Origin of the sequence: Stomatohabitans albus (assembly GCF_036336025.1) — a bacterium.
Classification (GTDB): Bacteria; Actinomycetota; Nitriliruptoria; order Euzebyales; family Euzebyaceae; genus Stomatohabitans; species Stomatohabitans albus.
Genome location: NZ_JAYKKE010000002.1, coordinates 344,540 through 370,526, shown reverse-complemented (window position 1 = coordinate 370,526; position 25,987 = coordinate 344,540). Strand labels below are relative to the sequence as shown.

Below are 25,987 nucleotides of genomic sequence, written 5' to 3'. Positions count from 1 at the left end.
TAACAAGACAGGAACTGCAATGACTGTACGCTTACACCTTGTGGTAGGTGGCCAGTCAAGTGGAAAGTCCGCTTGGGCTGAGAAGACCGTTTTAGCAGCCACAGAAGAATGGTTGCGACCAGTCATTATTTGCCCATGTATCGCATTCGATGACGGTATGAAACAACGTATCCAAGCGCACCAAGAAGCACGTCATGAACGTTGGCTGACCGTAGAAACGTTTGATATCACCCACGTATTTGATCAGATTGATCCTGATGTTCCCGTGCTTGTAGACGCAGTTGATACCTGGTTAAGTCAGCGTGCCTATGAATTAGGGTTGGATCAGGCTGATCCGACGGATGAAATAGCGAGAAGTCGATCGCTCATTGACGAAGCAAGCCGATTTGGTGAGCTCGCAAAAGAACGTATCGCACCTACTGTTGTTATTGCTGGTGTCCCTGGTATGGGTCTTGTGCCGTTGGGTACAGAGACGCGTCGACTCGTGGATTTACATGGTCGTATCACCCAAGCCTTGCATCCTGATCTCGTTACGTGGGTACATGCCGGCCGCGTCATCGCGCAAGGGTGAAGCCCCGCCCGTTTTTTCTAGTTTTCACCTGGTCAGCTTCGCTTACGTATCCAATCACATGGTTCAATTTAACGACCATGTGAAAGGAGCGATATGACTAAGTTATTTAATGATCCCGCAACATTCAGCGATGACATGCTTGTTGGCTTCCTTGACGCCTTTAGCCCATGGGTTGTCGGTGTCCCTGGTGGCTGTATCCGTGCCCAAGCACCTGCAGCAGGCAAAGTGGCGGTCATTGTGGGCGGAGGCAGCGGCCACTACCCAGCTTTTTGTGGGGTGGTTGGTCCTGGCTATGCTGATGGTGCCGTTGTAGGCAATGTATTTACAAGTCCTTCAGCTACAGAATGTTACTCAGTTGCGAGCGCAGCTCATGTTGGTGGTGGCGTACTCATCATGGCAGGCAATTACGCCGGGGATGTGTTGAACTTTGATGAGGCTCGTGACCGGCTGAGAAGTGAGGGTATTGCTGCTGAAACACTGTATATCACTGATGATGTAGCCAGCGCTGGCCCAGACGCGATTGAGCAACGTCGCGGTATCGCAGGTGATTGCATAGTTTTTAAATGTGCAAGCGCAGCTGCCGAAGCAGGGTACAACCTTGATGAGGTAGTCAGGGTTGCTGCTAAAGCCAACACGGTTACTCGCTCAATGGGTTTAGGGCTGGATGGGTGTACCTTGCCTGGGGCTCCTGATGCACTCTTCCACGTACCCGACGGCAAAATGGGCGTCGGTCTTGGCATCCATGGTGAGCCGGGGATTAGTGAAGAACCTCTGCCAAGTGCCCGTGAAGTGGCAGACCTCCTTGTTGATCGCTGTCTTGCGGAGGCTCCAACGACCCACTCGGGCCGTATCGCGGTCATTCTTAACGGGTTGGGTGCTACAAAGTACGAAGAGCTTTTTGTGGTATGGGGCCAAGTTGCCAAGCGTCTGCGTGATGCGGGATACACGATTGTTGACCCGGATGTTGGTGAATTAGTAACGAGCCTCGATATGGCTGGATTGAGCCTCACGATCGCATGGCTCGACGATGAACTTGAACAGTTTTGGCGTGCTCCGGCCAATACACCTGCCTATCGCAAAGGTGGTATCGATCTTGCTGGAAACCGTCGTGAAGTTCAAGCCACTCACACCGCATCATCGGCGGTAAGTAAAGGGTCAACAGCCGCCCAAGAACTCGCGAATAAGGCAGTTGAGGCGCTCGATGCTATTGCGCGCACCATGCGTGCCCATGAACGTGAACTTGCGGACCTTGATACGGTCGCTGGTGATGGAGACCATGGAAGAGGCATGGTTAAAGGTTCTACCTTTGCCCTAGAAGCTGCCCAAGCGGCTCGTGATCATGGAGCCGGCATCGGTGGAGTGATGGCGGCTGCCGGTGACGCCTTTGGAAGTCGTGCGGGGGGAACATCAGGCGCGCTGTGGGGTGCGGGTCTCACCGCCTTTGGCCAGGTCTTTGATGATCAAGCTGATTCATTCGATCCTTCTCTCGCGGTGACTGCAATACGTGCTATGCGTGACGCGATTCAGTATCGTGGTGGCGCTTCACTCGGTGATAAAACCATGTTGGACGCCCTCTCCCCCTTTGTCGATGCCCTCACAGCAGCCCTACCCGATAAGGGGTTAGTGACCGCGTGGACAGACGCGGCAACCATCGCAACCCAAGCCGCTGAGTCAACGGTTGCGTTGCGACCAAAACGCGGTCGAGCCCGTCCGTTAGCTGAACGGTCACTTGGGCATGCTGACCCTGGGGCAACATCAATGGCACTTGCACTGACCGCCATTGCATCTATCAGCACCGACTGACTAATCGATTGAACCCAATGTAGGGTCTTGCAAATAACCAAGACCCTGCATTGGGTTGCGTGTTGTTATGGCGTAATTGCTACCTTGACACCTTCACGGTTAGCAACAACTTCCAAAGCACGATGAATCGCATCAAGCCCAAAGTTGTGGGTTACGAGTCGAGCGGTGTCGATCACTCCTGATTCAATAAATTGAACAGCCCGTCGATGGTGATACGGACCTGAATTAGAGGCTCCATACACGGCAATCTGATTGTAATGAATCAGGTTGGCATCAATAGTGGCGGTTGAATCTTTTGGGAACCCCGCAAATGCACTTACGCGCCCAAGGTTTTTTGTGCATCGAAGTGCATCATTCATCAGCGACGGTACTCCGATAGCAAGAACTGCCAAGTCGACACCGTTACCATCTGTAAGCTCATGGACGGCTTCGGCGAGATCAATGTCGGTGGGATCAATCGCATGGGTTGCCCCCATCGCGAGGGCCAAATTACGTCGTTCCCACCCCCGATTCGTTACGATGATCCGGTTTGCACCCGCAGCTTTTGCAACTTGAGTCCACAATAGGCCGATGGGACCAGCCCCAAGGATCAGTACATCTTCACCAAGGGTCAACCCACAGGCGGCAACACCGGTAAGAATACAGGCCAACGGTTCGGCTAAAGCTGCAGCAGGAGCAGGAACAGACGAATTGATACGTACGACTGAACCACGAGCCAGTGCCCGTTCAGGAATGAGCATCAGATCAGCCAAGGAACCATCAAGGTCATAGGAAAAAAGCTCTGGGTGAACGCACATTTGCTGATTACCTGTCACGCACGGTGTGCAACGTCCACAACCGATGAGGGGTAATACGCTCACGCGGTCACCTTCTTGCCATCCGGTAACACCGCTGCCTACCCCGACGACTTTCCCAGCAATCTCATGTCCTAAGATGATGCCTTTTCGTATCCCGCTTGTTTTTTCACCTCGTACAATACGGACATCAGTGCCACAAAGGGTGGTACAGGTTGGGGCGATCAGGATGTCATGGTGACCCATGACTGGATCGGGGACCTCTTTGAGGTTCAGGTCCCCTGGCCCGTCAAAGACGACTGCGCGCATCGTTACCCCAACGTATCAACAACAGCATGTTCAAATTCGCGTAACGCGGGATAGGTATTGGCGTACTGGTCAACATAGAAGGCGTATGCCTCGTGATTATGCTGATCGGGCTCAATAACTTCAACTGGATGCACCATCTGATCGGCAGCTTCTTGGAGGTCGCTGTAGATTCCGGCACCTACAGCTGCGATCATGCATGAACCTAAGACCACGGCATCACCAACTTCGGTTAGCGTGATAGGCACACCCGTTACATCAGCATGCATCTGCATCCAATGGCGGCTCTTTGTTGCCCCACCGCATGCAACAATTTCATCCACGGTGAGTCCGGCTTCACGCATATGACGCAAAATATGTTCGGTGCCGTAGCACACTCCCTCTTGAATGGCACGATAGATATGTGCCGGCGTGTGGTGCAGGCTTAGTCCCCAGATTGAGCCACGGGCTTTGGAGTCGGTGTAGGGCGTACGATTACCTTGGAAGTACTCGTTCACAATCAGTCCCTCTGAACCGATTGGGATTTCAGCAGCGCGTTGATTCATCAGATCGTAGGGATTTGCGCCGATCGTTTCGGCTGCTGTTGATACCGAGCCAAGGAAATTGTCTTTGTACCACTTCAGCACAGAACCTGTTGAAACCTGGCCACCTTCACAGGTGTATTGCCCTGGAACAACCCCATCCGTATAGGCTCCAAAAAAGCCTTTTCCGCTGAGGGCGGTGTCACTTTGGGCACTGATGACATGGCTTGACCCTGTAATCAAGGCCGTTTTCCCAGGACGAACGACACCGAGACCAATTTGGCCTGCCCATGCATCTGCAATTCCTTGGGCAACCGGTGTTCCTGCTTTCAGCCCCAAGTCATTAGCGGCTTGAGGAGTTAATGTCCCAACCAATACCCCTGCATCAAGCACTCGATCGGACATTTTTGAAAAGGCTGCGCCGGCACCTATATGGTCATAGAACTCTGTCGGCCAACCACCATGATCACGGTTGTAGTACATGCGGTGAGCTGCTGAGTTAATGTTGATGGTCCATTCGCCCGTCAGCTTGTACGTCACCCAGTCAGGGGCATCAATGATGTATGCGGCCTGGTCAACGATTGCTGGTTCGTTGGCGGCTAACCAGGCCACTTTGAAGGGGTACCACTCGGCGGTGGCTGACATGGTGCCACCACCGTTATACAGCCTGGCCCAATGGTCAATCGTTGACGCTCGCTCGGCTTCAGCGCTCGCGCGTACATCCATCCACATAATTGCCCGACGGAGATGGTTACCATTCGCATCCATCGGTACAACAGTCATGGTGGTGGCGTCGTAACTAATACCGGCGATCTGATCGGGATTAATCTTGGCACCTTCTATCGCTTTTCGTGTGGATGCGATAAATGATGACCACCAATCACCGGGGTCTTGTTCTGCCCAACCCGGGCGTGGGTGATGAGTTGGGTATGAGGTAGCGGCAAAATGAACTGGGTGGCCATGGACATCAAAGATGGCTACACGGCAGGACTCGGTTCCAAAATCAACACCGAGCAAGAATGGTCCGGATGAATCTGTGGGCAAGCTCATAGCACTCCTTTACGAAGATGGGGCTGCGGCTTGGCCTCAGCCCTAGGTGGGTCGAATATTCACGGGGATGAGATCATCGATACGTTCGATAATCCATGTCGGTCTATCGCCAGGATCACAGGTTTCAACATCAGCCAAATCGGAGTCCCCTGTCAAAACGAGAGCACTCTTCATTCCGGTATTTACCGCCATTTTGATATCGGTACCCAAGCGGTCACCAACCATCACACACCGTTCGAAGGGAATATCAAGCCCCCTGAGGCTTTCATGAATGGTTATGGGGTTGGGTTTCCCGACAATCGTGTCACAGGTCACCCCAGTGCACGCTTCGATAGCGGCGATGATGGCCGCACAATCAGGTTCACCTCGCCCACCAGGAAAAGGGCAGTATCTATCGGGATTAGTTGCAACCAAGATGGCCCGACGATGAAACCAAATGGCGTCAAAGGCGATTTGCAATTTTTCATAGGTAAAGGCGCGATCATATGACGCAATAACAATGTCTATCTCAGTCGGATCCGAACTCATACGGATACCTGCGGCATCAAGTGCCTCAACCAGTGGTGCTTCAGCAATAGGAAATACCGTGGCCCCAGGATGATGGGTTTGAAGCCATCGGGTCATGGTGACCACGGTATTCGCAATTGTTTCTATCGGGGCATCAATACCCAACCCCGCAAGCTTTTCCACATACATATGGGGGCTTTTAGTGGGATTATTCGATAAGAACCGTACGGGAATTTCGTGTTGTCGTAAGGTGTCTATCAATTCCCGAGCACCGGGGAGCAATTCATCCCCTAAATAGATGGTGCCGTCTAGGTCAAAGACGTACGCGTCATACCACGTCGTAATGGCCTCGGGGTTGGGTACGGTCGTCATGGCCTTAAGCGAAGAACGATGCTGATACCAAAATCAAGAATGTATTGAACCAGATAATGCCTGCCGGTGGATCGATGTGGGTATCGCCATTGGCGTAGAAGAGTCGCTGAACGAACTCGGCGCCAAACCCAGCAATGAGGCCAAAGATGACGCCGATAACCAAAGCGACGAACATATTGCCACCAACAATGGGCAGGTAGGTAACAGCCCCTAAGGCAGAGGTCAATGTGATGTGGTGAGTAACGGGCATGTTTGCGCCAAGGACCAACAGGATGATGCAGATGGCACTTAATGCAAAGGGAAGGATCGGCGCGAATCCCGCAAGTGCAGGATTGATACCCTCAATCTGAACGAGATACATCGCAATCCCGATAGCCAAAACCGAAGAACCCACAGACAACACCGCCACCTGGCCGGGACGTTCTTGCCAAGGAACCCAATGACGATCACCATCTAATGTGGCAGCCCATTTTGCAACCGGCGTTGATGAGAACATCGCACGGGCGATGAGACCGCTGAGCAGTACGGTCAAGGCAACGGCGTCAACTTTTTCACCCAAGTACGGGATGTAGGACACAATTGCCTTGATCAGGTACCCAAGTACACCAAAGCCAGCACCCACCAACAGTACATCGGGCTTATCTAGGCTGACTAACGGCGTATTCAAGTCTCGTCCAGTTTCCAAATAGCCTTTCTTAGCCGCATAGGCTGCGGCAGCAGCACCACCTGCGAACGAAATATGAGGACCGAAGATGGGGCCAAACGCTACAAAGTCAATGACGTATGAACTGTCTGTGACGGTGGCAACGGCTAGGCCCAGCAAAATAGTTATGCCGGTAAAACCGAACGCGATGTTGCCCCCGATTGCGGCACCAAATAGGCCGCCGGCAGCTGCGGCAATGAGCCAATAGAGGTTCACATCGCCGAAAAGCACGATGGGGTCCATAGGGATCCTTTAAATTGTGGAGTTAACTAGCTAGTGGGTCGAGGTGTCTACCCCAAAAACCGTCTGGCCCGAACAGGGCGTCAACAGCATTACCTAAATATTGCACATTATTGAGCAGATCAAGAATCGTGTAGCGAGAACGTATGGAATATGCCTGGAAGTAGGTTTGCTTCAAACGTGCAAGATCAATCCCAATCATGGCCGGATGGCTTGGTGCACCGACGGCATGTAATGCCGCCATAACCTCCTCAGGACTTATTAATTGCGCCTGACAACGCTCAACAATTTGGGGCCAGCGAGCAACAATGCGTTCAAGACGTTCACGCAACGCTTCGCCATCGACAAACTTATCCATCGTTTGTGATACCGCGGCATCTTGGATAGCCGGAATATGTAATGCCCGAACCTGTTCTTCTACCTGGGCGCGGGTTGGTGCTGTGGCTACAAGGGCATCAATGTCAATCGTGGTGAGATCAAGCGACAAGGCATATTCCCACAACGCACAAGAGGCTATCGTGCCAATACCCACCTTGAAGCCGTGGCTCAATGGCGGTTCTTCATCCAACCCATGACCTTCCATTTCCCAGGTGTGACTAAATTGATGCCCAGCCCCAGAGGCCGGTCGGCTGGATTGGTAGGCCTGCATAGCAAGGCCACTCATCAGATTGCCTTCGGCTAGACCGACGAGGGCATCGGGGTCACCAGACGCAATCGCATCAGGGTTGGCAAGGGCCTGGCGTAACGGGCCCTGAACAAGTTCCCACACCCGAGTATCAATGGCTTCAATTCCGAGTTCTTCACTCAGTATCCAATCAGCACCAGCCGGTATTTTCTCGATCAAATCACCATAACCAGTTGCGGTCAGCCGCTGAGGTGCTTGAGCCATCACATCAACGTCTGCAACCAGGGCAACGGGGGCGTCACAGGTCCGGGTGATTTTAAACCCATCCTTGGCGATCGATGCGCCGAACGCAGCAAACCCATCGACACTGGCTGCTGTACACACATTCATATACGGGCGTTCCAACTCATAACTTGCCAATTTGGCCAAGTCATTTAATGTGCCTGCGGCAATTGAACAACAAATGGCATCCGTTGCTCGAAGGATGCCACGGAGGATGTCAACATTTTCATAACTGGCATACAGCGTTGGAGACCCAGGAAAGATATACGGGTTATCCATTGAGATACCAGCAGCCTCAAAACTTGCTTGGACATCTGGGCCACAGGCATTCCAGGTATTCGTATCTGCGACCAAAATCGCTCGTTTGCCAGGAAATGACTGCGCAAAGAGTGCACCGGCCTGACCGGTGACATGATGGCCAAATGCAATGTGCTTGGTCGTGTCTGCGTACGCTAAAGCCTGTTGAATACGATCGTCAATGGCCATGACTTCCTCCTCTCACGCACAGTTTCCTGGGACCGTTTCAATCGCTCCATGTGCCTCGTCATAGGCATCTAAGGCCGCCACTTTGGGGCCTGACCGACTATTGGGATCAAAGGTGTAACCAAGCCATTCCTTTGCCAGCCGTCGAGCTAATTCAATGCCAATTACCCGTTGACCAAAGGTAAGCACCTGTGCGTTATTTGAGAGCACAAGACGCTCAACACTAAATGAATCATGGGCCACGCTCGCCCGAATACCGGGTACTTTATTGGCAGCAATGGCAACCCCCATACCGGTACCGCATACGAAAAGGCCTCTATCTGCTTGGCCATCTGCAATCATTTTTGCAGCTTTCACCGCAATATGGGGATAATCAACATCTTCACCGGGTTGAAGCCCAACATCGATCACCTCATCGACACGGTCATCTTGGCGAAGGTCTTCGGCAAGGATTGTTTTGTAGTCAACCCCGGCACTATCTGCAGCAACAACAATTCTGAGGCCCATGAGATTCTCCTTTACATCAGGCGTTTTTAACTGGGTAGTGAGGCAGCAACGGTTGCAATTGCCTCGTCAAAAGACGTTACAAATGCGCTAAGACCAGCAGTTTCAAGGTCATTCGCAATCTTCGTAATATCAATGCCCGCCTCGGCGAGCTCCTGAATCGTGGCGCGGGCATCTTCACCACTTCCACTCAGGCGGTCAGCTGGATTACTGTGGGTTCTAATAGCATCTAGGGTCGCTTCAGGAACGGTATTCACCGTGTCAGGACCAATTAATTCATCTACGTACAGTACGGGCGAATAGGCCGGGTTCTTTGCAGAAGTCGACGCCCATAGCGGACGCTGCACCATAGCCCCTGCAGCTTTAAGTGCTGCCCAGCGCTCCCCCGAACGCATCCGCTCAAATGCAGCATAGGCGCTGCGAGCATTCGCGATAGCAGCTTTGCCTCGCAGTGGTGAACCCTCTGGCAGCAGGGGGTCCACCGCGCCATCAACGCGAGATACAAAGAAACTTGCCACGCTGGCCACGCGATCCAGTGGTAAACCTTTGGCCAATCGGGTTTCTAACCCCCGAAGCCAGGCTTCGACAAGCGCTTCATATCGCTGGACGCTGAACAACAAGGTTGCATTGACATTGATACCCTCACTAATCAGGGTTTCAATGGCGACCAGTCCCTCCATGGTGCCTGGTACCTTAATCATCAAATTAGGCCGATTAATGGTTGTCCATAATTCTCGGGCTTGACTAATAGTCCGTTCAGCATCATGGGCTGCTGACGGATCGACTTCGATCGAGCAGTACCCATGCAACCCGTTACTTTCCGCATATAGGGGCGCAAATAAGTCACAGGCCGCACCAACATCTTCTTTCATCAGTGTCCATAACACGGTGGCAGCGTCATTGCTACCCAGGGATGTAACAGCTTCGGCGTATTCGGGAGCACTGGCGATCGCACTAGCGAAAATGGAGGGATTAGACGTTAGTCCATAAATATCGTGTGCCGCGATGAGCTTGGCGATATGGCCATCTGGCCCGAGCCAGGAACGAGTAATCGCATCAAGCCAAATTGCTTGACCGAGTGATTCAATCTGTGAAGAACGTGTGGTCATAACTACCTTTCAACACGGGGCAGGCGCATTTCGCCTGATGAGCTATCTAAATGCGGGCAGAAGTCTAATGGGTGGTGAATGGCCTACGGTGCCGAGGCATGCACCAGAGGTGTCACAACGTCAAAGGGGACACCAGACTCTTCTAACTGGAGTTGTGCATCTGAAGAAATACCAGTATCGGTAATGACATGGTCGTAGTTCGATAGTGGCGCAATGCGATACAGGGCTGATCGTTCAAATTTGGTGTGGTCAACGACAAGAATCTTGGCCGTGGCACTTTCCATCATGGTGCGTTTGATACTCACAAATCGGGGGTCCGAATGCATGCACCACCCCTGGTTGATAGCTGACACGCTCATCAGTGCAACATCGAGGCGTAATGACCGCACGGTCGTTTCACTAAGGGTTCCTACGTACCCATCTGCCCACGACACGTATTCTCCCCCGGTGGAGATGAGTGTGACACCTGTCATCCCACCGAGGTGCCGCATTGCCAGGGATGAATTGGTTACTACCGTGATAGGGGTTAGGGTATGAAGCTCGTTGACTAAAGGAAAAAGTGTCGTTGAATCGTCGATTAATACGGCTTGACCGGGACGAAGCATTGTTTTAGCGCGCGCACTCATCGCTTCTTTTTCTGCCTGGCACCGCCCCATCCGTAACGCAGTGGCGAATTCAGATAATGATGACATTGCAGCAGTGACCGCCCCACGGTGCCGTTCTACAAGTTGTTCTGTTTCCAACGCCGCAATGTCGCGGTACACCGTCATTGAGGAGACACCCAATTCAGCAGCTAATGCATCAACATGCTGCGCCCCCCGTCTCACGACCAAATCCAATAACTGAAGTTGGCGCCGTCGAGACGGGCTGGGATCGTAACGAAGTGCCTCAGACATGACAGACCAGTGACTACTCGATGGTTTGATAGAACAAATCCCAGGGCATAGCAAACGGACCATCGTGTACGACAACGTTGTACAGATGACGACACAGCGGGAACGAACTCGCGTTTACAATGCCTCGATCGGTTAAACGTTCAAGTGCTTTGCCTACAACCTCAATAGCGGCAACACCTTCTAAGGTGATGCCCTTCATCGGTCCGTTTACAACCTTGCTGAATGGCATGCCAGAACCCACATAAGTTGCGGCACGCACATTACGACCTCCCATTGACGTGACGAACATATCCCCTACTCCACCGAGCCCATCAGCTAGCGTCGGATTACCACCTAAGAACTCAACCCACTGTCGAAGCTCAGTTTGGGCTTGGGCAAATACGGCTGCCTCATAGTTGAACATCACGTACTTGTCATGTTCTTTGCCTTCGTGTTTCAGTAAACCTCGAGCTAAGCCCATTGCGAACGCATAGACATTCTTAAATGCCGCACCGACTTCGTACCCCACAAAGTCTGTTGAGGTCCAGATGTGGTAATAGTCCGTTCTAAACAAGTCGGCAAGGTATTGGAGGCTTTCATTGTCTTCGCCGCAAAACACCACACATGTCTGGTGCCGAACAGCCAGTTCACCTGCGATTGACGGACCCACAATGGCGTTCCATGTCACCTTTTGGACATCTTCAGGTTGCATCATACGTTTCAGTGCCTGTGGGATGGTGTACAGCGTCCCATCATCATCAGCGCGCATGCCTTTTGTGATGGAAAGAAACTTCATACCTGGCTGGAAATACTGACCAATGGTGTTGCCAATCCACTCAACACCAAAACTATTCGTACCATTCATCACCACGTCAGTGCTTTCAAATGCGTGAGCCGCATCAGCAAAATGAAATGGTTCAACCGCGGCGGGCAACGACAGCTCTAAAACAGGGTGCATTCCCGAACTCTGTAGTGAATCAATAATGTGATCATCAAGATGGGTACCGACGAGACGAACCGTATGTCCGTTATCAGCTAAGGGCACACTCAACGCGCTGGCCATCACCCCTGCCCCTAAGATTGTTATTGTTGCCATAAGGTTTCCTTTCTATGCCTTGACGAGGTCAGGTACCAACGCATATTTCGATCCGTTACCCTGTGCCATGTCTTCAAGACTGATAATGAGATCCTCAAGAGGACGCAATTCAGTAATTAATGCTTGCCCATCCACAATGCCTGAATCGAGCATGTCTACCGCCATACGGACATATCGCGGGGTGTGATGGAAAATGCCCTTAATTTCAATCTCTTGATAGTGCATCACCGAGGTATTCAGTGACATCATGGCATTTGCTGGTGTTCCTCCAAACATGATGGCGATACCACCAGGGCGCAGAACCTTCCATGTTTGTTCCCAGACCTCGGCCAGACCGACTGCCTCGATCGCAACATCAGCCCCACGGTGGTCCGGAGTGGCGGCTTTCACCCGTTGGGCGATGGCATCAACATCGTCAATACCGTCAATATTGATCGTCTCCACTGCTCCAGCCGCAGCTGCTTGGTCCAAGCGCCACGCGCGCTTGTCAACGCAAATGACATGGGCTCCACGTGCGGTAGCCAAGCGGGTATGCATTTGCCCGATCGGCCCTGCCCCGTTCACCACAACGGTGTCACCAAGCCGAATACCGCTCTGGTCAATACCGTGAACAACCGTGGCCAGTGGCTCCAAGGGTGCGACAGCAGCGAAGGACAGATGATCTGGAATGTGATAGGTATTTCGCCGTGTGATCGCAGCAGGGACGATGAGTTCGTCCGCAAAGGCACCGTATAAAAACTCAAGGTTCGGACATAGGCTTTCACGGTCAATTGAACAGTAGAAACAAACACCACACGGGACGGTATTGGCACAGACAACCCGATCACCTTCACGAAACGTTGTCACGCCCTCCCCCACCTCGGTGACAATGCCCGCTGGCTCATGCCCAAACCGTGAGGGGGTAACCGGGATGGTCGGGTGGCCGCGCCGGTAGGTTTTCAAGTCGGTGCCACAGGTAGCCGCCGCTTTTATCGCAAGTTTTATTTCACCTGGACCAGGGTGTGCGATTGGTACTTCCTCAAGACGTACATCACCAGGCCCATGAAATATCCATGCGCGCACTCCTCACACCTCCCTTTGAGGGGTATCAGCAATCGGGCTATAAGAAGCCAATTCTTGTACGACCGACTCAACTTGCTTGGTGGACAAGAGGTGAGGATCTCCAATAGCGGCAGCCTTGCACCACACCTCACAACACCACTCCAGATAGGCACATTTGGAATAGGCTGACGCAAGATCCTTTCCCCAAGCGATTGCACCATGATTCTCCATGAGCACGGCTGAACGGCCTTTGGCCGCAGCCAACACATTATCGGCGAGTTCTTGTGTTCCAAACTGGGCATACGGAGCAACACGAACCGCACCCCCCATTGGTGCCAACATGTAATGAATTAGCGGTGTCTCCCGCCGCAAGGTGCCTAATACCACGCCATAGATGGGGTGGGTATGCACGATCGCTTGGGCGTCGGTTTCTCGATATAGCAACGTATGTAACGGTGTTTCACTAGAGGGTTTGAATGCACCTTCGATGACATTGCCTTCTAAGTCAATGATGGGCACCATATCTGGCGTTAACTCTGGATAAGGCACCGCGGATGGGGTGATCACAATGTGGTCACCAATCCGAATACTGACATTGCCAGATGTGCCTAATGTCAACTGATCATCACACATACGAATACAAGAATTGATGATCTGTTCACGCTCTTGTTCATACCGCATAGCAACTCCAAGCATTACGTGGTGAGTGCGCTGAGCATTGTCAGCGCGCGTGTTTGATCACCCTCGATGAGGGTTGTGGCTGATGGCTCATCTTGAAGCAACGCAATCATCTTGCCAAGCAACTCCAATTGGGCTTGGGCGTCAACAACGATGGGCCATAACGATGCCTGAGCCTCTAAAACGGTTTCCGGTTCTCCCATCGCTAAAAACGTGATTGGGGTGTGATGTCGAACCAAAATCACCCCTGGTCGCGCTATATGTTCTGGGTCGGCATGGGGTAAGGCGACTTGTACATGGCCAAAATCAAGACCCGTTGGAAAGGCCTGTTCACGCGCGATGAGTGCCTCAGTCAGGGATGGTTGGGCTACCCCTTCGGCTACTAATCGCGGAACAACATCATGGAATAACGCATCGCTCGTTGTGGCATCTGTTTCCCACACGGCATAAAACTCATTCACGATGTCCTCCTTGAACCGCTTGCTCGCGTTCGGCGTTGGTGATTGTGGCGAACATTTGCTCGAATACGATGCATCGTGGTTGGGGTTAGCCGAACGGCGCGTTCAATAGTTGCCCCGTTAGCCCGCTGGACCCATAATCCTGACATCGCGGGCATCCATTGCTGTTGTTCACCTATTCGTTGCAATGTTGGACGAAAACGATTGAGTAATTCTTCATCACTGAGTCGATCAGCACGTTGCCCAAGGGCAGCAATAAACGCATTGGCCTCGCGAAGGACGAGAGATTGGGTTTGTCCACCGGCACGCATCGCCCACATCCAGATGACGATAGGAATGACGATAATCCAGAATCCACTGATAAACCCATCAACGGCCGTGCGCCACCACGGCCCAAGGACGGTGTCTAACCAAACGTGCGTCATGTGTAGCCACCATCGCTTGCGGAATCGTCTGAGGATCCTTCAGTAGAAGCCGCTGACGCGGTGTAGTCATCCCAGCTTTCATCATCTGAGGCATCTTCGGTGACATAGAGATGTTTATCTTCCATTCCGATCACATCTCCCCGTAGGTACTTCACAAAAAAGACGATGTAGCTGATTAGGGTGAAACCAACGATAAACCCAGTGAAGACCATGAAATTGGGGCCGTAGGCATTGATCTGGTCGAGCATGAATGGGAAGACCAAGAGGAAGGGAACCAGGTGGGCACCCGAATCAATGGAAGAAATGAGCTGGGCGTTATCTGGCATATCAAATTGAGCAGCGATGGCCAATTGGGTTGTTGCATCAGCTAAGAATGTGCCAATGGCAAGATAGAAGGTCATGACGATGGACATAATGACCGTTGACCGGATGATATTGCCTCGATGCCAGGTTGTCGCCCAAATACAAAAGAACGGTAGCGTTGCCAAGTCGGTAAAAGGCAGCATCTTGTTGAGTCCAATAAAGCTCATCAAAATAGCTAGTACCAACGTGATGGGGACCATAATGATGGCGGTACTCATATTGGCTGGTGCCCCAATCAAAATAGCGGCGTCAAGACCGATGTATAGCTCTCGCCCTGGGAAGCGACTTGAAATGAACTTCTTGGCTGCGTCAGAAATAGGCACAAGACCTTCCATCAAAATGGCAACCATACGAGGCAAGACCAGCATGACGGCACCTAGCGTGATGGAAACACGCAAAATATTCGCGAAGGCGTCACCAGGGTCGGTCGCAAAATCGGGGTAGTAGGCCAAAATGGCGATCAACCCGCCAAGCACCGTACCCATCATCATGGGTTCACCAATTACACCCCACTTTTCTTGGATGTCTTCGGGTGTGGCGTGCAGTTTGTTTAGCCCCGGTACCCGATCAATGCCTTTGTTAAGGACCCAAGTCAGCGGAGCAAGACCAGCGGTTTCCGTATGCGGCGTGGTAATGCCGGGCATCTGATAGACATCTTGGATGACTGGGGCGAGTGCATCAGCAAGCTTAAGCACAATGACCGACGTCAAAATACCGATGCCGATAGCCAGTATGAAGTTTCCCGTAATGACATGGACAAACGCAGCACTAAAAATAAAGTGCCAATAATTCCACATATCAACATTGAGCGTTTTGGTCCAGTTCAATGCGATCATGGCCAGGTTTGTCACGATGCCCAGTAAAAAGATCCATGGCACAACCGATGCGGTCCCAAAGGCAATCGTGGCTGCCACAGGCCAGCCAACATCCACAATGGGTAGGTTCACCCCAATATTCTCAACCATTTTTTGGGTAGTAGGCCCAAGTGTTTCACCCATGAGGCCAATGACCAGGTTGATGGCAATAAACCCAACCCCGATTGTTAACGCTGATCGAAATGATCGACCCACTGGCATCCTGAGTATCATGCCCAGGCCAAACATGATGATAGGTAAAACGATGGCTGGCCCGAGATCAAGGATGTATTGGATAAACGCCATCACCTATCCCCCAGACTTCAGATAGTTGGCAATATCATCAGCGAGTTCTTCCTCACCAACACCAGTTAAAAAGGGAACGCCACGAAATACGCGAGGCCCCCCTGGCTTTACCCGGACCTCAGCGGTTGCCACAATGACATCTGGCGGGCTCGTTTCAACTTTGGAGGCGATCTCAGAGGCTTTACATTCAGCAGTCAAGGCCTGAATTCCTCGCTCCTTCATCACCTCTTTAAGCTTGGCTGCAACTTGCACACTTGTGGCGATACCTGTGCCACAGCACACCAAAAATTTCTTCTTGATCATTGCGCTTCCCTTCAGATCACCCCCAAACCTGGGGGATTGAGTTACTTGAAGTGATCGTGGCAATTCACAAAGTTCTGTGTCAAATTCACAGGCCAATGTTTATTCATTTTTGTCGTACTAACCAGGCAAAAGGGGCTGACCTATCAGTGGTCTGTTATCGCCAAATGACAGGTATAGCGGTATAACAATGGCCCACAGACATGCTGTGGGCCATGCAATAAGGTAGGCGAGTTAGATACTTGCCGCCTCAACGTCCTCATCGACCCAATCAAGGGTACGAGTGACGGCTTTCTTCCATAAGCGATACGTCCGGTCGCGTGCGTCCTTATCCATTGAAGGTATCCAACGCTTATCTTCAACCCAATTGTCAATCACATCTTGGGTTGATTCCCAGAACCCGACTGCCAAACCTGCAGCATAAGCGGCTCCGAGGGCTGTTGTTTCAGCTACGACGGGCTTCACCACGGGTACTCCGAGAATGTCGGCTTGGAACTGCATCAAGGTGTCATTGGCCGTCATCCCACCGTCTACTTTCAGCTCGGTAAGTGGCACCCCAGAATCAGCATTCATGGCATCAAGCACTTCGGCGGTCTGGAACGCGGTCGCTTCCAAGACCGCGCGGGCAATATGGCCACGATTGACGTAACGCGTAAGGCCAACAATTGCACCACGAGCATCAGAACGCCAATACGGGGCGAATAACCCGGAGAAGGCGGGAACGAAGTAGCAACCACCGTTGTCTTCCACGGTGTTGGCCAAGGCTTCAATTTCTGGTGCGCTATCAAACATCTTCAAATTGTCACGTAACCACTGCACCAGGGAGCCAGTGACCGCAATAGAGCCTTCCAAGGCATATACGGCCTTGTCATCACCCATCTTGTAACAAACAGTTGTTAACAGGCCGTTTTCACTTGGCACGATCTCATTACCCGTGTTGATGAGCATGAAGTTACCCGTGCCGTAGGTGTTCTTAGCCATACCTTTTTCAAAACAGGCTTGACCAAAGGTTGCTGCCTGCTGGTCACCAAGGTTGCCAGAGATAGGTACGCCAGGAAGCAGACCTGTCGGACGCCCTTCGGCAAAGACCTCTGATGAGGAGGTAATGGTAGGCAGCATGGACTTGGGGATGCCAAAGTCAGCGATAATCTCGTCATCCCAGTCAAGGGTTTCCAGGTTCATCAGCATGGTTCGGCTTGCGTTGGTTACATCAGTAACGTGCTTGCCACCGTCAGGACCACCTGATAGGTGCCAGATTAAGAAGCAGTCCATGGTGCCCATCAACAGGTCACCAGCCTCGGCTTTCTCACGTGCACCTTCGACATTCTCAAGAATCCAAATCACTTTTGGACCGGAGAAATAGGTAGCCAGTGGCAACCCGACCTTCTTCTTGTACTTATCTGGACCTTCATCCCCTGCCAAGCGATCACAGATCTTCTGCGTGCGAGTGTCTTGCCAAACGATGGCGTTATATACCGGCTTCCCTGTATTTTTGTCCCACACAACGGTTGTTTCACGCTGGTTAGTAATACCAATGGCTGCAATCTGGTCTTTATTTGCCTGGCAATCTGCAAGTACTTGACCGATAACCGCGCGGACGTTATCCCAGACCTCCTCAGGATTGTGTTCAACCCATCCAGCCTTCGGGAAAATCTGTTCATGTTCCATCTGGCCGACGGAAACGATCTGCCCGCCATGATTGAAAACAATGGCACGGCTGGACGTGGTGCCCTGGTCAATAGCCAGGACGTACTTGTGGTCACTCATAGATGCTCCTTTTTGAGCAGTCGAAGGGATGTCTCTCTGTAGTTCTATCGGACTAGGGGTATGGAACGCAATTCCTTAAAAGTCCTGTACGGGGCTAGTTGCCCCCCAACATGGGCACCATTTCCTTCGCCTGACCACGAGCAGCAGATGCTCCAGCATCATTGGTCTGGCGTTCCGCCAATAATTCTGCCTTCACACGGTTCAAATAATTGGTACGTTCCTCCTGAATACGAGCATCATTCCAACCCATGATTGGCGCAATAATCTCAAGTACCTGGTCAACCGCTCCAGCACCACGGTCACGAGTCTCACTATTCAGGCGGACACGTTGGATAAAGATATCTTCTAAGTGCAACGCGCCTTCATGAAGTACTGCCATCGCAATTTCTGCTTTCAGGTACCACGGGCAGGCCTCCAACCGCTCTCCTAACGCTGGGTTTTCACGGATTAGATCAAAGATCACTTCAACTTCTGAGCCGTAGCGCCCAAGGAGGTGACGCAACGTTGATTCATCAATACCGAGGTCACCTTGAAGGTCGTGTACTTGGGCCTTGATCGCATCAAACCCATCAGCACCAACAACCCCAATCGTTTCTGTGCGGGAGGGATGGCGACGGGCTTCAACGTCACCGATAGCCATATCTACCGCATCTTTCGCCATCACGCGATAGGTCGTGTACTTGCCGCCAGCGATGGCGATAAGGCCAGGGGTAACTTCAATGGTGGTGTGTTCGCGACTGACCTTCGTTGAATCCTTATTCGAACCTTCTTTAACCTTTGGCTGTAAGAGTGGACGTAACCCGGCGTAGGTACCAATGACATCATCACGCGTGATTTTGTCTTCCTCATTGAGCATCACATTCGCATGTTCAATGACATAATCAATATCTTCAGCCGTGGGTACAGGGTTCCGGAGTTGTTCATGCCACGCGGTGTCTGTCGTGCCAATCACCCAGTAGTACTGCCATGGGATGATAAATAGGACGCTCTTTTCGGTACGCAGGAACATACCGGTTTTCGCTTTGATCTTGTCACGGGGTACCAAGATATGAATGCCCTTGGATGCTAGTACCTGCAATCCACCATCTGGTGTGGCCATATGTTGAATCTCTTCGGTCCACACACCTGCAGCTTGAATGAAGTGCTTGGCTCGAATCTTGAACTCAGTCATCGTTTCGAGGTCAATGGCTAATGCGGCAACAACACGGCCATCTTCATTCTTTTCAAACCCAATGACTTGGCAGCGACTGACCGCATCTGCACCGTAGCCGACTGCGGCGCGAACCGTGGCAATCACCATGCGTGCATCATCAACGCGACTGTCGTAATACTGAATGGAGCCTACGATGAGGCTTTCATCTACGGAAGGGAAGAGCTCTTTCGTTTCCTCACGGTTGTAGTGCTTTTGTGTCGGAACAATGCGCTTGCCCAACGCACCTGCCACAGCCAACGCGTCGTACATACCTACGCCCACCGCTGAATAGGAGCGTTCAATAACGGGTGTCTTCAGCGGCCATAGGAACGGTTGAGGCCGTACCAGATGTGGGGCGATCGTGGACATCAGCAATCCACGTTCACGCAGGGCTTCACTGACCAACGGAAAGTCAAGCTGGTACAGGTACCGCAACCCACCGTGCATCATGCGACTCGAACGGCTTGAGGTGCCACTTGCCCAGTCTTGGGCTTCCACAATGCCAGTGCGATACCCCCGGCTCTGGGCATCAAGGGCGATACCAGCACCGGTAATCCCACCACCGATCACCAAAATGTCGTATTCCACCGTTGCAAGACGATCAAGTGCGTTCGCGCGTTGCGTTGGATTGAGGGAGGTTGAATGCATGGGATGTGCCTTCTTGTAGAACAGTTGTTAGGTAGTCCTATACAACCGCCGATGAACAAAATGTGCAAAGTGAAATACATATGTGCACCCGCACGTTTGACTAACCATGCATATGAGCGCACAATAGCGGTTTCCAATATTCACCGTATGGAGGGCTGTCAATGGCATCTGACACGACCATGATCGAGGTTGCTACCCGGTACTGGCTGCATAACGAAACGATGCAGGCCATCGCAAGAGATATGGGTGTTTCGCGCTCAACGATTTCCAGAATGTTGAGTGAAGCAAGAGATCTTGGTGTGGTTCAGGTCAAGGTGCGCCAACCTGCCGTAAGCAGCCCCATGGACAGAGAGCTATCCGATCGGTTCGGCGTGAACGCCAGGGTCGTGCATCTCCCGGCCAATGCATCGGCCAATCAGCGGTTACGCCGCGTGACCCAAGTGGCCGGCGATCTCTTAGTCAATATCTTGACCCCTGACGATGTGGTAGGTATCGCGTGGGGTACAACGATCGTCAATGTCTCTGAACAACTCAATGCCCATCCCATTCCTGGGTTAACGCTGGTGCAGATCAATGGGGCAGTTAACACTCGCAACAGTGGGATTCCTTGGGTTGGTGACCTCCTCACCAATATGGCAACCAAAATGGACGCTCGGATTGTGTATTTCCCGGTACCGGCGTTCTTTGATAATCCCAAGACCAAAGAACTGATGTGGCAAGAACGTTCTGTTAAGGCTGTTCTTGAAGTGCAATCTAAAATGACGGTTGCCCTGTTTAGCGTAGGCGTCTTGAGTGGCCCAACCATTAGTCATGTCTATGCCAATGGCTACTTAGACGAAAAGGACATGCTTGCGTTACGCCAACAAGGTGTTGTGGGTGATGTGTGTACGGTGATGCTGCGTGAAGATGGAACCTATGAGGATATTCCCATTAACCAAGGCGCCACGGGATACACACCTGCACAACTTGCGGAGGTGCCTCGCCGTATCTGTGTCGTGTCTGGACCTACCAAGGCTGCTCCCCTGTTAGGGGCGTTGCGTGCTGGTGTAGCAACAGATCTTGTGATTGATTGGGATACCGCAAAAGCGTTGCTGAGTCGCGCCAACCGCTAGCACTCTTGAGGTTCAGTCACTCTTGGGGTTCGGTAGGCCGAGGGGCCATATTGGTGCGCCTGGCATGTCTAGCGGCGCGTACGATTGGCCCACTTCACAATACAATGATTATTAAACCAGATAGAAGATAGATACTATTCCAAAAAATATAGCTATTTCTGATATTAATATATTGAATCTTACGACTAGAATCAGTATCAAGAAAGTCGTACTTTGTAAATCTACATTTATCAGTATATTTTTTACTTCCTTTTTGGCCTGTCCATACGATAGCTCTCTTCCGTGAGGAATTATTGAGCTTGAAACCACACGCATAGTAATCAACATATATTCTCTATTATTCCTAAAATATTATTTATATATACTTTAGAGGATTGCCTATTAAATATCTTCGTAGGCAATCCATGAAGTAAGCCATAAGCGTAAATTACGCTATTCTAAAATGGCTTTTACTAACTACCTAACCATTCTTTTTATATAGATATAAATTTATCTCTATAGTTAGGGAATGGTCCAAATGTAACTTCAGCATTTGTTGTTAGTTTATTTTCTTCAAGAGTTCTTTATTCATAACTCTTGGATGAGTCTCCAAGCGGAGAGCTGGCATTGCGGTCTTTGATTGAGAATACTGATTCGTCATTGGTGAAGTAGCCTTTGCCTTCAACCCATCCACCGATCGCATTCGCTTCAATATCCTGTTGTTCAGCAATTTCTGCATCGCTAAATACCTGAGGACCTTCCAAAACGTCGTCGATGACGTATTCAGAACCCGCGCTCGCGTCAATACCAGATGCTCCAGTGATCGATTCAGCGATTGCATTAAACGGCAGCAACGAAATTACGATTGCAGCAGTAGCTGCCAAAATGGTATACTTTATGGTTGGTTTCCTTATTTAGAGGGATAGTTCAAATGCGGACTCTTAGAACCAGGCCGCATTTGCAAAAATACTTTTGTAATAAGGAAACCGCTACTAACAAAAGTTACCTCATTTCTTTGTACTTACGACTACCTGATCGCCTGGTGACTGCTTAGTACAGGTAGGGGCCACTCAGTGCCAAGCCAAGGCAGACCATAGCTTCAGCAACCACAATGCCGGTGCCGCAAATATCGCCACCACCAATCCCGTCAAGCGTTTTGCTCACCCGATTAATGAGATAGAGAGCGGAAGCTGTGGCGATTCCCATGATGGCGAGCACCATCAGAAGCGGAAAATGCAGCAGATTTGCCGCCCCTACACCGAGTGCTGCCGTAATAACAAGCATAAGGAGAGCTCCGTTGAATGGGATGACCGACCGTAAGGGATCTGAAAGCCCACCCTCTGATGGGGCGACCGACCGCAGCGCCATACCTGCCAATCCACGACCGACCAACGGGGCGAGTCCGATCATAAGTACCGTAGCCCCAAAGGGGGCCATGGCGTAGATCGCAGCCGTGAGCAGCGCAAAACGTACGATATAGGCCACCACCAGGTAGGCTCCACCTACGGCACCAACTGCAGAGTCTTCCATAGCTCGTTTAACATCACTCCCTGAGCGTTTGGCCGCAAGGCCATCAGCCACATCTGCGAGGCCATCAGCGTGCATTCCGCCCGTCAGTAGGATGTCAATACTCATCACCCCGGCAGCGGTGATCAGTGTGCCAACTTCCTCATTCGGTATCACCAGCATCAAGGTTGCAACCGCACTCCAAATGACGGCGAACATAACCCCGACGAACAAGAATGAGAACACATCTCTGGCGTGAGGGTTACGCACCTGAGGCGGACCGGCTGGCAAGGTGGAGAAAAAGCCAATCGCCCAACCAATGGCCATTGGCCATGAGGGCTTATTTGTTTCGCCCTCATTCAGTGCCCGATACCGGTCAAAGCGTCCCATGAAGCCTCCCTTGGTTGGATTGGACAGGGCAGTTCTATCGCAGTTGAACTGGCTGGGTAGCCCCAATAATCATTTCACGTAAACCACCCGACGTTAGGGTGTCCAGGGGCACATAGGCAGCCCCAAGTGTGTCAGCCAACTGTCTTGCTAAACCGAGGCGAACATGGCCTTGTTCAGTATCAATCACCAAGGCAGGAACCTTCATTCCGGCAAGCCCTCGAGCAGCTTGCATTGCGTTTGCCACGCCACCAGTCTTTGGCCAGGTTGCCCGACCATCACTAATAACGACCAATAATTGTCTACGCCGTGCATCACGAATCCGTTCCGCATCCAAGACTTGAGCTGCCTTTTCAAGACCAGCTGCGAGTGGGGTCCGTCCACCAGTGGGTAATTCCTTTAACCGCCCAGCCGCAAGATCAACACTTGTTGTAGGAGGGACAAGTACATTTGCGTGTTGGCCACGAAATCCGATCAACCCAATTCGGTCACGGCGTTGATACGCATCAGTCAGCAAACTCAATACGGCACCTTTAACCGCTTCCATACGCGATTTGGCCGCCATTGAACCACTGGCATCAACACAGAAGAGCACAAGATTGCCTTCTCGTCCTTGGCGAATATTGGACCGCCAATCCTGTGGACTGATGCGGTCAACAGGTGCTTGATACTCCCGGGTATTGGCCTGGCCGGCCGTGCGAATCGCAGCTCGTCGGAGCGTGGGCACCAACGCCAAATCATGGTTGACCTGGGTTTGGTTACCGATAATACGGCCACGATCACCAATTGCGGGGCTACGGCGACCCCAGTCCCCAACACCGCGTCCAGCCAGGCGAATGGCCAAGGGCATAAATGTTTCACCAACCGCCATGACTTGTTCAGGCTGTGGGGTTTGTGGCCCATCAGGTGAATCGTCAGCATCGGGGGCTAATTCTGGTTTGCCTGCATCAGACTGCGGAGGGGAGGCAGGCGGCTCCCCCTCATCTTTTCCCGGCTGATCCTCCACTGGTGGGGGTGACAGCGGTGGTTCTTGTTGCTCACCTTCAGGGGGCTGCGGGGGTTGATTCGGCGGCATGACATCGGGCGTATTGGGCAGATCATCTTCCATGTCTTGCATGGCCTCATCAAGCTCTTGCTCATCAATGCCTGGTTCCTCAAACGGACCGCGACGCTTACGGTGTCCAAGCGCTAACCGCGCTGCCGTTCGAACATCATCCAAGGTCACATCATGGCGACCTTCCCACGCGGCAACCGTCATTGCGGTACGGGCACAAACCAAGTCAGCACGCAAGCCATCAACATCAAAATGTGCGCACAAGGCCACAATATTTTCCAATTGCTGGTCACTAAGGTTGACATCATGAACCAGTTCGCGGGCGCGAACAATACGCATTGCTAAATTGCATTGCGTTTCTTGCCAGGGTTTAGCAAACCCTACTGGATCAGCATCAAAGGCTAACCGCCGACGAACAACTTCTGCACGTTCTTCGGGATCGCGGCTAGCTGAAACGGTGACGCTAAGCCCAAAGCGGTCAAGTAACTGTGGCCGCAACTCTCCTTCTTCTGGGTTCATCGTGCCAATAAGCTGGAAGCGGGCCGGGTGTACGACACTGACCCCTTCGCGTTCAACTCGGTTGATACCCATAGCTGCGCTGTCGAGCAATACATCGACAAGGTGGTCACCGAGTAGGTTCACCTCGTCAACATACAAAATCCCTCGGTGTGCTGCGGCTAATAGCCCAGGTTCAAACGCTGCAGCACCTTCAGATAGGGCGCGCTCAAGGTCAAGAGAACCAGTAAGGCGGTCTTCGGTTGCGCCCACAGGAAGCTCAACAATGCGGACCGGACGGCTGGTTACCGCACCGGTAGGCGCATCCGGTGATGCAGGATCGTGGCTATACGGGTCACCTGCTACAACCTCAACATCAGGAAGGACCGCAGCGAGGCCACGGACTGCAGTTGATTTTGCAGTCCCCTTCTCACCACGCACAAGCACACCGCCAATTTCAGGGTTGACTGCATTCAGGCACAATGCCAGGCGGAGATCATCAACCCCGACGAGCGCGGTAAACGGATAGGTAGTTTGCCCGCCACGCATGGGTGGTGGTGCGGGGGGCGTATCGGTTGTTTCTTCTTGAGCATCAGTGCTCATGGCGATGACCTCCATGATCATGTCCGTGGCCATGGGCATGATGATGGCCATGTCCATGGGTATGCCCATGTCCGTGATGATGCCCATGGGTATTGGGATCATCAGGGTGTTCATGGGGAACGAGGGGTGCGTTTAATTTATGTTCGAATCCGTCTGTTTTAAAACGGTGAATACACGTGTCACAGTCGCGGTCAATCGCACCGGTCACCGTTTCGTCATACCGTAACCACACCATCTCGGCGATCAGTGGATCAGGACCAAAATAGTCAGCAACGGTCAAATCAATATTGTTTGCCTTAGCCCACTCTAGGCTTTGATTACGAATGCGTTGTTCAAGGACGCCGGTGAATAAGAAGTAGGCAATAACGACGATCTTCTTGTAGCCCAAACGTTTAAGTTTATCCAAACCCTCTTGGAGGGAAGGACGGGTAATACCGATAAAGGCAATCTCTGTTTCTGGCCAATCACGACCTTCCCAGATGAGACGCGCGACTTGGGCTACCCGAGAGTTTGACGCAGGGTCACTCGCACCACGACCTACGATCAGGACTGCAGTTTCCTTACGCTCATCAACAGGAACTGCAGCTTCTAATCGTTTGTTAATGGCTTCAATGAGACTCGTGTGAATACCAAGGGGTTTGGCATAGGTGATATCAAGACCTGGATGCTGAGATTTCCCGATATTTAAACTTGCGGGAATATCAGTTTTTGAGTGACCGGCATCAAACAGCATGAGGGGAACTGAAATCATGTGTTTATGGCCCTTGGCATAGAGCTCGGCAATTGACTCACCCAAGGGGGGTGGACTTAATTCAATGAACCCAGCACGCACATCAATTTCAGGACGCATTTGGGCACAAATATCAACCAGGGCCATAAACTCGTCGACCCCTTCTTGATCAGCAGTGCCATGGCCACTCACTAAGAGAGCTGGCATCCGATCAGGCTGAATACTTTGGAACATGGTTACCTCTGTCT

The 25,987-nt window shown here is 51.8% G+C and carries 24 protein-coding genes; 3 read left to right on the top strand and 21 right to left on the bottom strand.

What is annotated here, in order from left to right:
* Nucleotides 1–19: 19 nt before the first annotated feature.
* Together VCU37_RS06715 and dhaL are read left to right on the top strand one after the other, a co-directional pair.
* Nucleotides 20–571, top strand: coding sequence for a bifunctional adenosylcobinamide kinase/adenosylcobinamide-phosphate guanylyltransferase (locus VCU37_RS06715; RefSeq protein ID WP_336249863.1), 552 nt, complete (start codon nt 20–22; stop codon nt 569–571).
* Nucleotides 572–664: 93 nt separating this feature from the next.
* Nucleotides 665–2,374 (top strand): dihydroxyacetone kinase subunit DhaL, encoded by a 1,710-nt coding sequence (gene dhaL / locus VCU37_RS06710; protein ID WP_336249862.1) that lies wholly within the window; start codon nt 665–667, stop codon nt 2,372–2,374.
* 65 nt (nt 2,375–2,439) lie between these two features.
* Here the strand turns inward: dhaL and VCU37_RS06705 are convergent, their stop codons facing one another.
* The 17 genes from VCU37_RS06705 to VCU37_RS06625 form a co-directional block, all read right to left on the bottom strand.
* Nucleotides 2,440–3,477: a zinc-binding dehydrogenase gene (locus tag VCU37_RS06705; protein ID WP_336249861.1), complete on the bottom strand. Its 1,038-nt coding sequence runs from the start codon at nt 3,475–3,477 to the stop codon at nt 2,440–2,442.
* 2 nt (nt 3,478–3,479) lie between these two features.
* Nucleotides 3,480–5,045: an FGGY-family carbohydrate kinase gene (locus VCU37_RS06700; protein ID WP_336249860.1), complete on the bottom strand. Its 1,566-nt coding sequence runs from the start codon at nt 5,043–5,045 to the stop codon at nt 3,480–3,482.
* Nucleotides 5,046–5,087: 42 nt separating this feature from the next.
* The gene (locus VCU37_RS06695) at nt 5,088–5,924 is read right to left on the bottom strand and encodes an HAD-IIA family hydrolase (RefSeq protein ID WP_336249859.1); all 837 of its coding nucleotides are present in this window, start codon (nt 5,922–5,924) and stop codon (nt 5,088–5,090) included.
* A 4-nt stretch (nt 5,925–5,928) separates the two neighbouring features.
* On the bottom strand, nt 5,929–6,870 hold the full coding sequence (locus VCU37_RS06690; protein WP_336249858.1) for a DUF7973 family transport facilitator: 942 nt from the start codon (nt 6,868–6,870) through the stop codon (nt 5,929–5,931).
* Nucleotides 6,871–6,892: 22 nt separating this feature from the next.
* Nucleotides 6,893–8,260, bottom strand: a complete 1,368-nt coding sequence (locus VCU37_RS06685) for a sn-glycerol-1-phosphate dehydrogenase (protein WP_336249857.1) — start codon at nt 8,258–8,260, stop codon at nt 6,893–6,895.
* A gap of 12 nt (nt 8,261–8,272) precedes the next feature.
* Nucleotides 8,273–8,764 (bottom strand): ribose-5-phosphate isomerase, encoded by a 492-nt coding sequence (locus tag VCU37_RS06680; RefSeq protein WP_336249856.1) that lies wholly within the window; start codon nt 8,762–8,764, stop codon nt 8,273–8,275.
* 26 nt (nt 8,765–8,790) lie between these two features.
* Nucleotides 8,791–9,870, bottom strand: coding sequence for a transaldolase (gene tal, locus VCU37_RS06675; protein WP_336249855.1), 1,080 nt, complete (start codon nt 9,868–9,870; stop codon nt 8,791–8,793).
* Between the two features lie 83 nt (nt 9,871–9,953).
* Entirely contained in the window at nt 9,954–10,766 is an 813-nt protein-coding gene (locus VCU37_RS06670; protein WP_336249854.1) for a DeoR/GlpR family DNA-binding transcription regulator, read from the bottom strand.
* Between the two features lie 13 nt (nt 10,767–10,779).
* Entirely contained in the window at nt 10,780–11,841 is a 1,062-nt protein-coding gene (locus VCU37_RS06665) for an NAD(P)H-dependent glycerol-3-phosphate dehydrogenase (protein ID WP_336249853.1), read from the bottom strand.
* Between the two features lie 12 nt (nt 11,842–11,853).
* Nucleotides 11,854–12,903 carry a zinc-dependent alcohol dehydrogenase gene (locus tag VCU37_RS06660; RefSeq protein ID WP_336249852.1) on the bottom strand — a complete coding sequence of 350 codons (1,050 nt, stop codon included), beginning with the start codon at nt 12,901–12,903 and terminating at the stop codon, nt 11,854–11,856.
* 3 nt (nt 12,904–12,906) lie between these two features.
* Nucleotides 12,907–13,563 (bottom strand): class II aldolase/adducin family protein, encoded by a 657-nt coding sequence (locus VCU37_RS06655; protein WP_336249851.1) that lies wholly within the window; start codon nt 13,561–13,563, stop codon nt 12,907–12,909.
* A gap of 14 nt (nt 13,564–13,577) precedes the next feature.
* Nucleotides 13,578–14,021, bottom strand: a complete 444-nt coding sequence (locus VCU37_RS06650) for a PTS sugar transporter subunit IIA (RefSeq protein WP_336249850.1) — start codon at nt 14,019–14,021, stop codon at nt 13,578–13,580.
* Entirely contained in the window at nt 14,018–14,443 is a 426-nt protein-coding gene (locus VCU37_RS06645) for a hypothetical protein (protein ID WP_336249849.1), read from the bottom strand. The genes VCU37_RS06650 and VCU37_RS06645 overlap by 4 nt, the downstream gene beginning before the upstream one ends.
* On the bottom strand, nt 14,440–15,966 hold the full coding sequence (locus VCU37_RS06640; RefSeq protein ID WP_336249848.1) for a PTS galactitol transporter subunit IIC: 1,527 nt from the start codon (nt 15,964–15,966) through the stop codon (nt 14,440–14,442). Before VCU37_RS06640 ends, VCU37_RS06645 begins: the two co-directional genes overlap by 4 nt.
* Nucleotides 15,967–15,969: 3 nt before the next feature.
* Nucleotides 15,970–16,269: a PTS sugar transporter subunit IIB gene (locus VCU37_RS06635; RefSeq protein WP_336249847.1), complete on the bottom strand. Its 300-nt coding sequence runs from the start codon at nt 16,267–16,269 to the stop codon at nt 15,970–15,972.
* Nucleotides 16,270–16,500: 231 nt separating this feature from the next.
* On the bottom strand, nt 16,501–18,033 hold the full coding sequence (gene glpK, locus VCU37_RS06630; RefSeq protein WP_336249846.1) for a glycerol kinase GlpK: 1,533 nt from the start codon (nt 18,031–18,033) through the stop codon (nt 16,501–16,503).
* A gap of 94 nt (nt 18,034–18,127) precedes the next feature.
* Complete coding sequence (locus tag VCU37_RS06625) at nt 18,128–19,873, bottom strand: glycerol-3-phosphate dehydrogenase/oxidase (protein ID WP_336249845.1); 1,746 nt, start codon at nt 19,871–19,873, stop codon at nt 18,128–18,130.
* 161 nt (nt 19,874–20,034) lie between these two features.
* On the opposite strand from VCU37_RS06625, the gene VCU37_RS06620 reads away from it, so the two are divergent.
* The gene (locus VCU37_RS06620) at nt 20,035–20,985 is read left to right on the top strand and encodes a sugar-binding transcriptional regulator (protein WP_336249844.1); all 951 of its coding nucleotides are present in this window, start codon (nt 20,035–20,037) and stop codon (nt 20,983–20,985) included.
* Nucleotides 20,986–21,548: 563 nt separating this feature from the next.
* On the opposite strand, the gene VCU37_RS06615 is transcribed toward VCU37_RS06620, so the two are convergent.
* The 4 genes from VCU37_RS06615 to VCU37_RS06600 form a co-directional block, all read right to left on the bottom strand.
* Nucleotides 21,549–21,848, bottom strand: coding sequence for a hypothetical protein (locus tag VCU37_RS06615; protein WP_336249843.1), 300 nt, complete (start codon nt 21,846–21,848; stop codon nt 21,549–21,551).
* Nucleotides 21,849–22,014: 166 nt separating this feature from the next.
* Nucleotides 22,015–22,860 (bottom strand): adenosylcobinamide-GDP ribazoletransferase, encoded by an 846-nt coding sequence (locus VCU37_RS06610; RefSeq protein ID WP_336249842.1) that lies wholly within the window; start codon nt 22,858–22,860, stop codon nt 22,015–22,017.
* Nucleotides 22,861–22,894: 34 nt separating this feature from the next.
* The gene (locus VCU37_RS06605) at nt 22,895–25,078 is read right to left on the bottom strand and encodes a magnesium chelatase subunit D family protein (RefSeq protein WP_336249841.1); all 2,184 of its coding nucleotides are present in this window, start codon (nt 25,076–25,078) and stop codon (nt 22,895–22,897) included.
* Complete coding sequence (locus VCU37_RS06600; protein WP_336249840.1) at nt 24,999–25,973, bottom strand: sirohydrochlorin chelatase; 975 nt, start codon at nt 25,971–25,973, stop codon at nt 24,999–25,001. Before VCU37_RS06600 ends, VCU37_RS06605 begins: the two co-directional genes overlap by 80 nt.
* Between the last annotated feature and the right edge of the window lie 14 nt (nt 25,974–25,987).

What these genes read in the sequence shown, in the direction of transcription:
- VCU37_RS06715 (WP_336249863.1), top strand. Translation starts at nt 20, where the DNA reads ATGACTGTACGCTTACACCTTGTGGTAGGTGGCCAGTCAAGTGGAAAG.
- dhaL (WP_336249862.1), top strand. Translation starts at nt 665, where the DNA reads ATGACTAAGTTATTTAATGATCCCGCAACATTCAGCGATGACATGCTT.
- VCU37_RS06705 (WP_336249861.1), bottom strand. Translation starts at nt 3,477, where the DNA reads ATGCGCGCAGTCGTCTTTGACGGGCCAGGGGACCTGAACCTCAAAGAG.
- VCU37_RS06700 (WP_336249860.1), bottom strand. Translation starts at nt 5,045, where the DNA reads ATGAGCTTGCCCACAGATTCATCCGGACCATTCTTGCTCGGTGTTGAT.
- VCU37_RS06695 (WP_336249859.1), bottom strand. Translation starts at nt 5,924, where the DNA reads ATGACGACCGTACCCAACCCCGAGGCCATTACGACGTGGTATGACGCG.
- VCU37_RS06690 (WP_336249858.1), bottom strand. Translation starts at nt 6,870, where the DNA reads ATGGACCCCATCGTGCTTTTCGGCGATGTGAACCTCTATTGGCTCATT.
- VCU37_RS06685 (WP_336249857.1), bottom strand. Translation starts at nt 8,260, where the DNA reads ATGGCCATTGACGATCGTATTCAACAGGCTTTAGCGTACGCAGACACG.
- VCU37_RS06680 (WP_336249856.1), bottom strand. Translation starts at nt 8,764, where the DNA reads ATGGGCCTCAGAATTGTTGTTGCTGCAGATAGTGCCGGGGTTGACTAC.
- tal (WP_336249855.1), bottom strand. Translation starts at nt 9,870, where the DNA reads ATGACCACACGTTCTTCACAGATTGAATCACTCGGTCAAGCAATTTGG.
- VCU37_RS06670 (WP_336249854.1), bottom strand. Translation starts at nt 10,766, where the DNA reads ATGTCTGAGGCACTTCGTTACGATCCCAGCCCGTCTCGACGGCGCCAA.
- VCU37_RS06665 (WP_336249853.1), bottom strand. Translation starts at nt 11,841, where the DNA reads ATGGCAACAATAACAATCTTAGGGGCAGGGGTGATGGCCAGCGCGTTG.
- VCU37_RS06655 (WP_336249851.1), bottom strand. Translation starts at nt 13,563, where the DNA reads ATGCGGTATGAACAAGAGCGTGAACAGATCATCAATTCTTGTATTCGT.
- VCU37_RS06645 (WP_336249849.1), bottom strand. Translation starts at nt 14,443, where the DNA reads ATGACGCACGTTTGGTTAGACACCGTCCTTGGGCCGTGGTGGCGCACG.
- VCU37_RS06640 (WP_336249848.1), bottom strand. Translation starts at nt 15,966, where the DNA reads ATGGCGTTTATCCAATACATCCTTGATCTCGGGCCAGCCATCGTTTTA.
- VCU37_RS06635 (WP_336249847.1), bottom strand. Translation starts at nt 16,269, where the DNA reads ATGATCAAGAAGAAATTTTTGGTGTGCTGTGGCACAGGTATCGCCACA.
- glpK (WP_336249846.1), bottom strand. Translation starts at nt 18,033, where the DNA reads ATGAGTGACCACAAGTACGTCCTGGCTATTGACCAGGGCACCACGTCC.
- VCU37_RS06625 (WP_336249845.1), bottom strand. Translation starts at nt 19,873, where the DNA reads ATGCATTCAACCTCCCTCAATCCAACGCAACGCGCGAACGCACTTGAT.
- VCU37_RS06620 (WP_336249844.1), top strand. Translation starts at nt 20,035, where the DNA reads ATGGCATCTGACACGACCATGATCGAGGTTGCTACCCGGTACTGGCTG.
- VCU37_RS06610 (WP_336249842.1), bottom strand. Translation starts at nt 22,860, where the DNA reads ATGGGACGCTTTGACCGGTATCGGGCACTGAATGAGGGCGAAACAAAT.
- VCU37_RS06605 (WP_336249841.1), bottom strand. Translation starts at nt 25,078, where the DNA reads ATGGGCATACCCATGGACATGGCCATCATCATGCCCATGGCCACGGAC.
- VCU37_RS06600 (WP_336249840.1), bottom strand. Translation starts at nt 25,973, where the DNA reads ATGTTCCAAAGTATTCAGCCTGATCGGATGCCAGCTCTCTTAGTGAGT.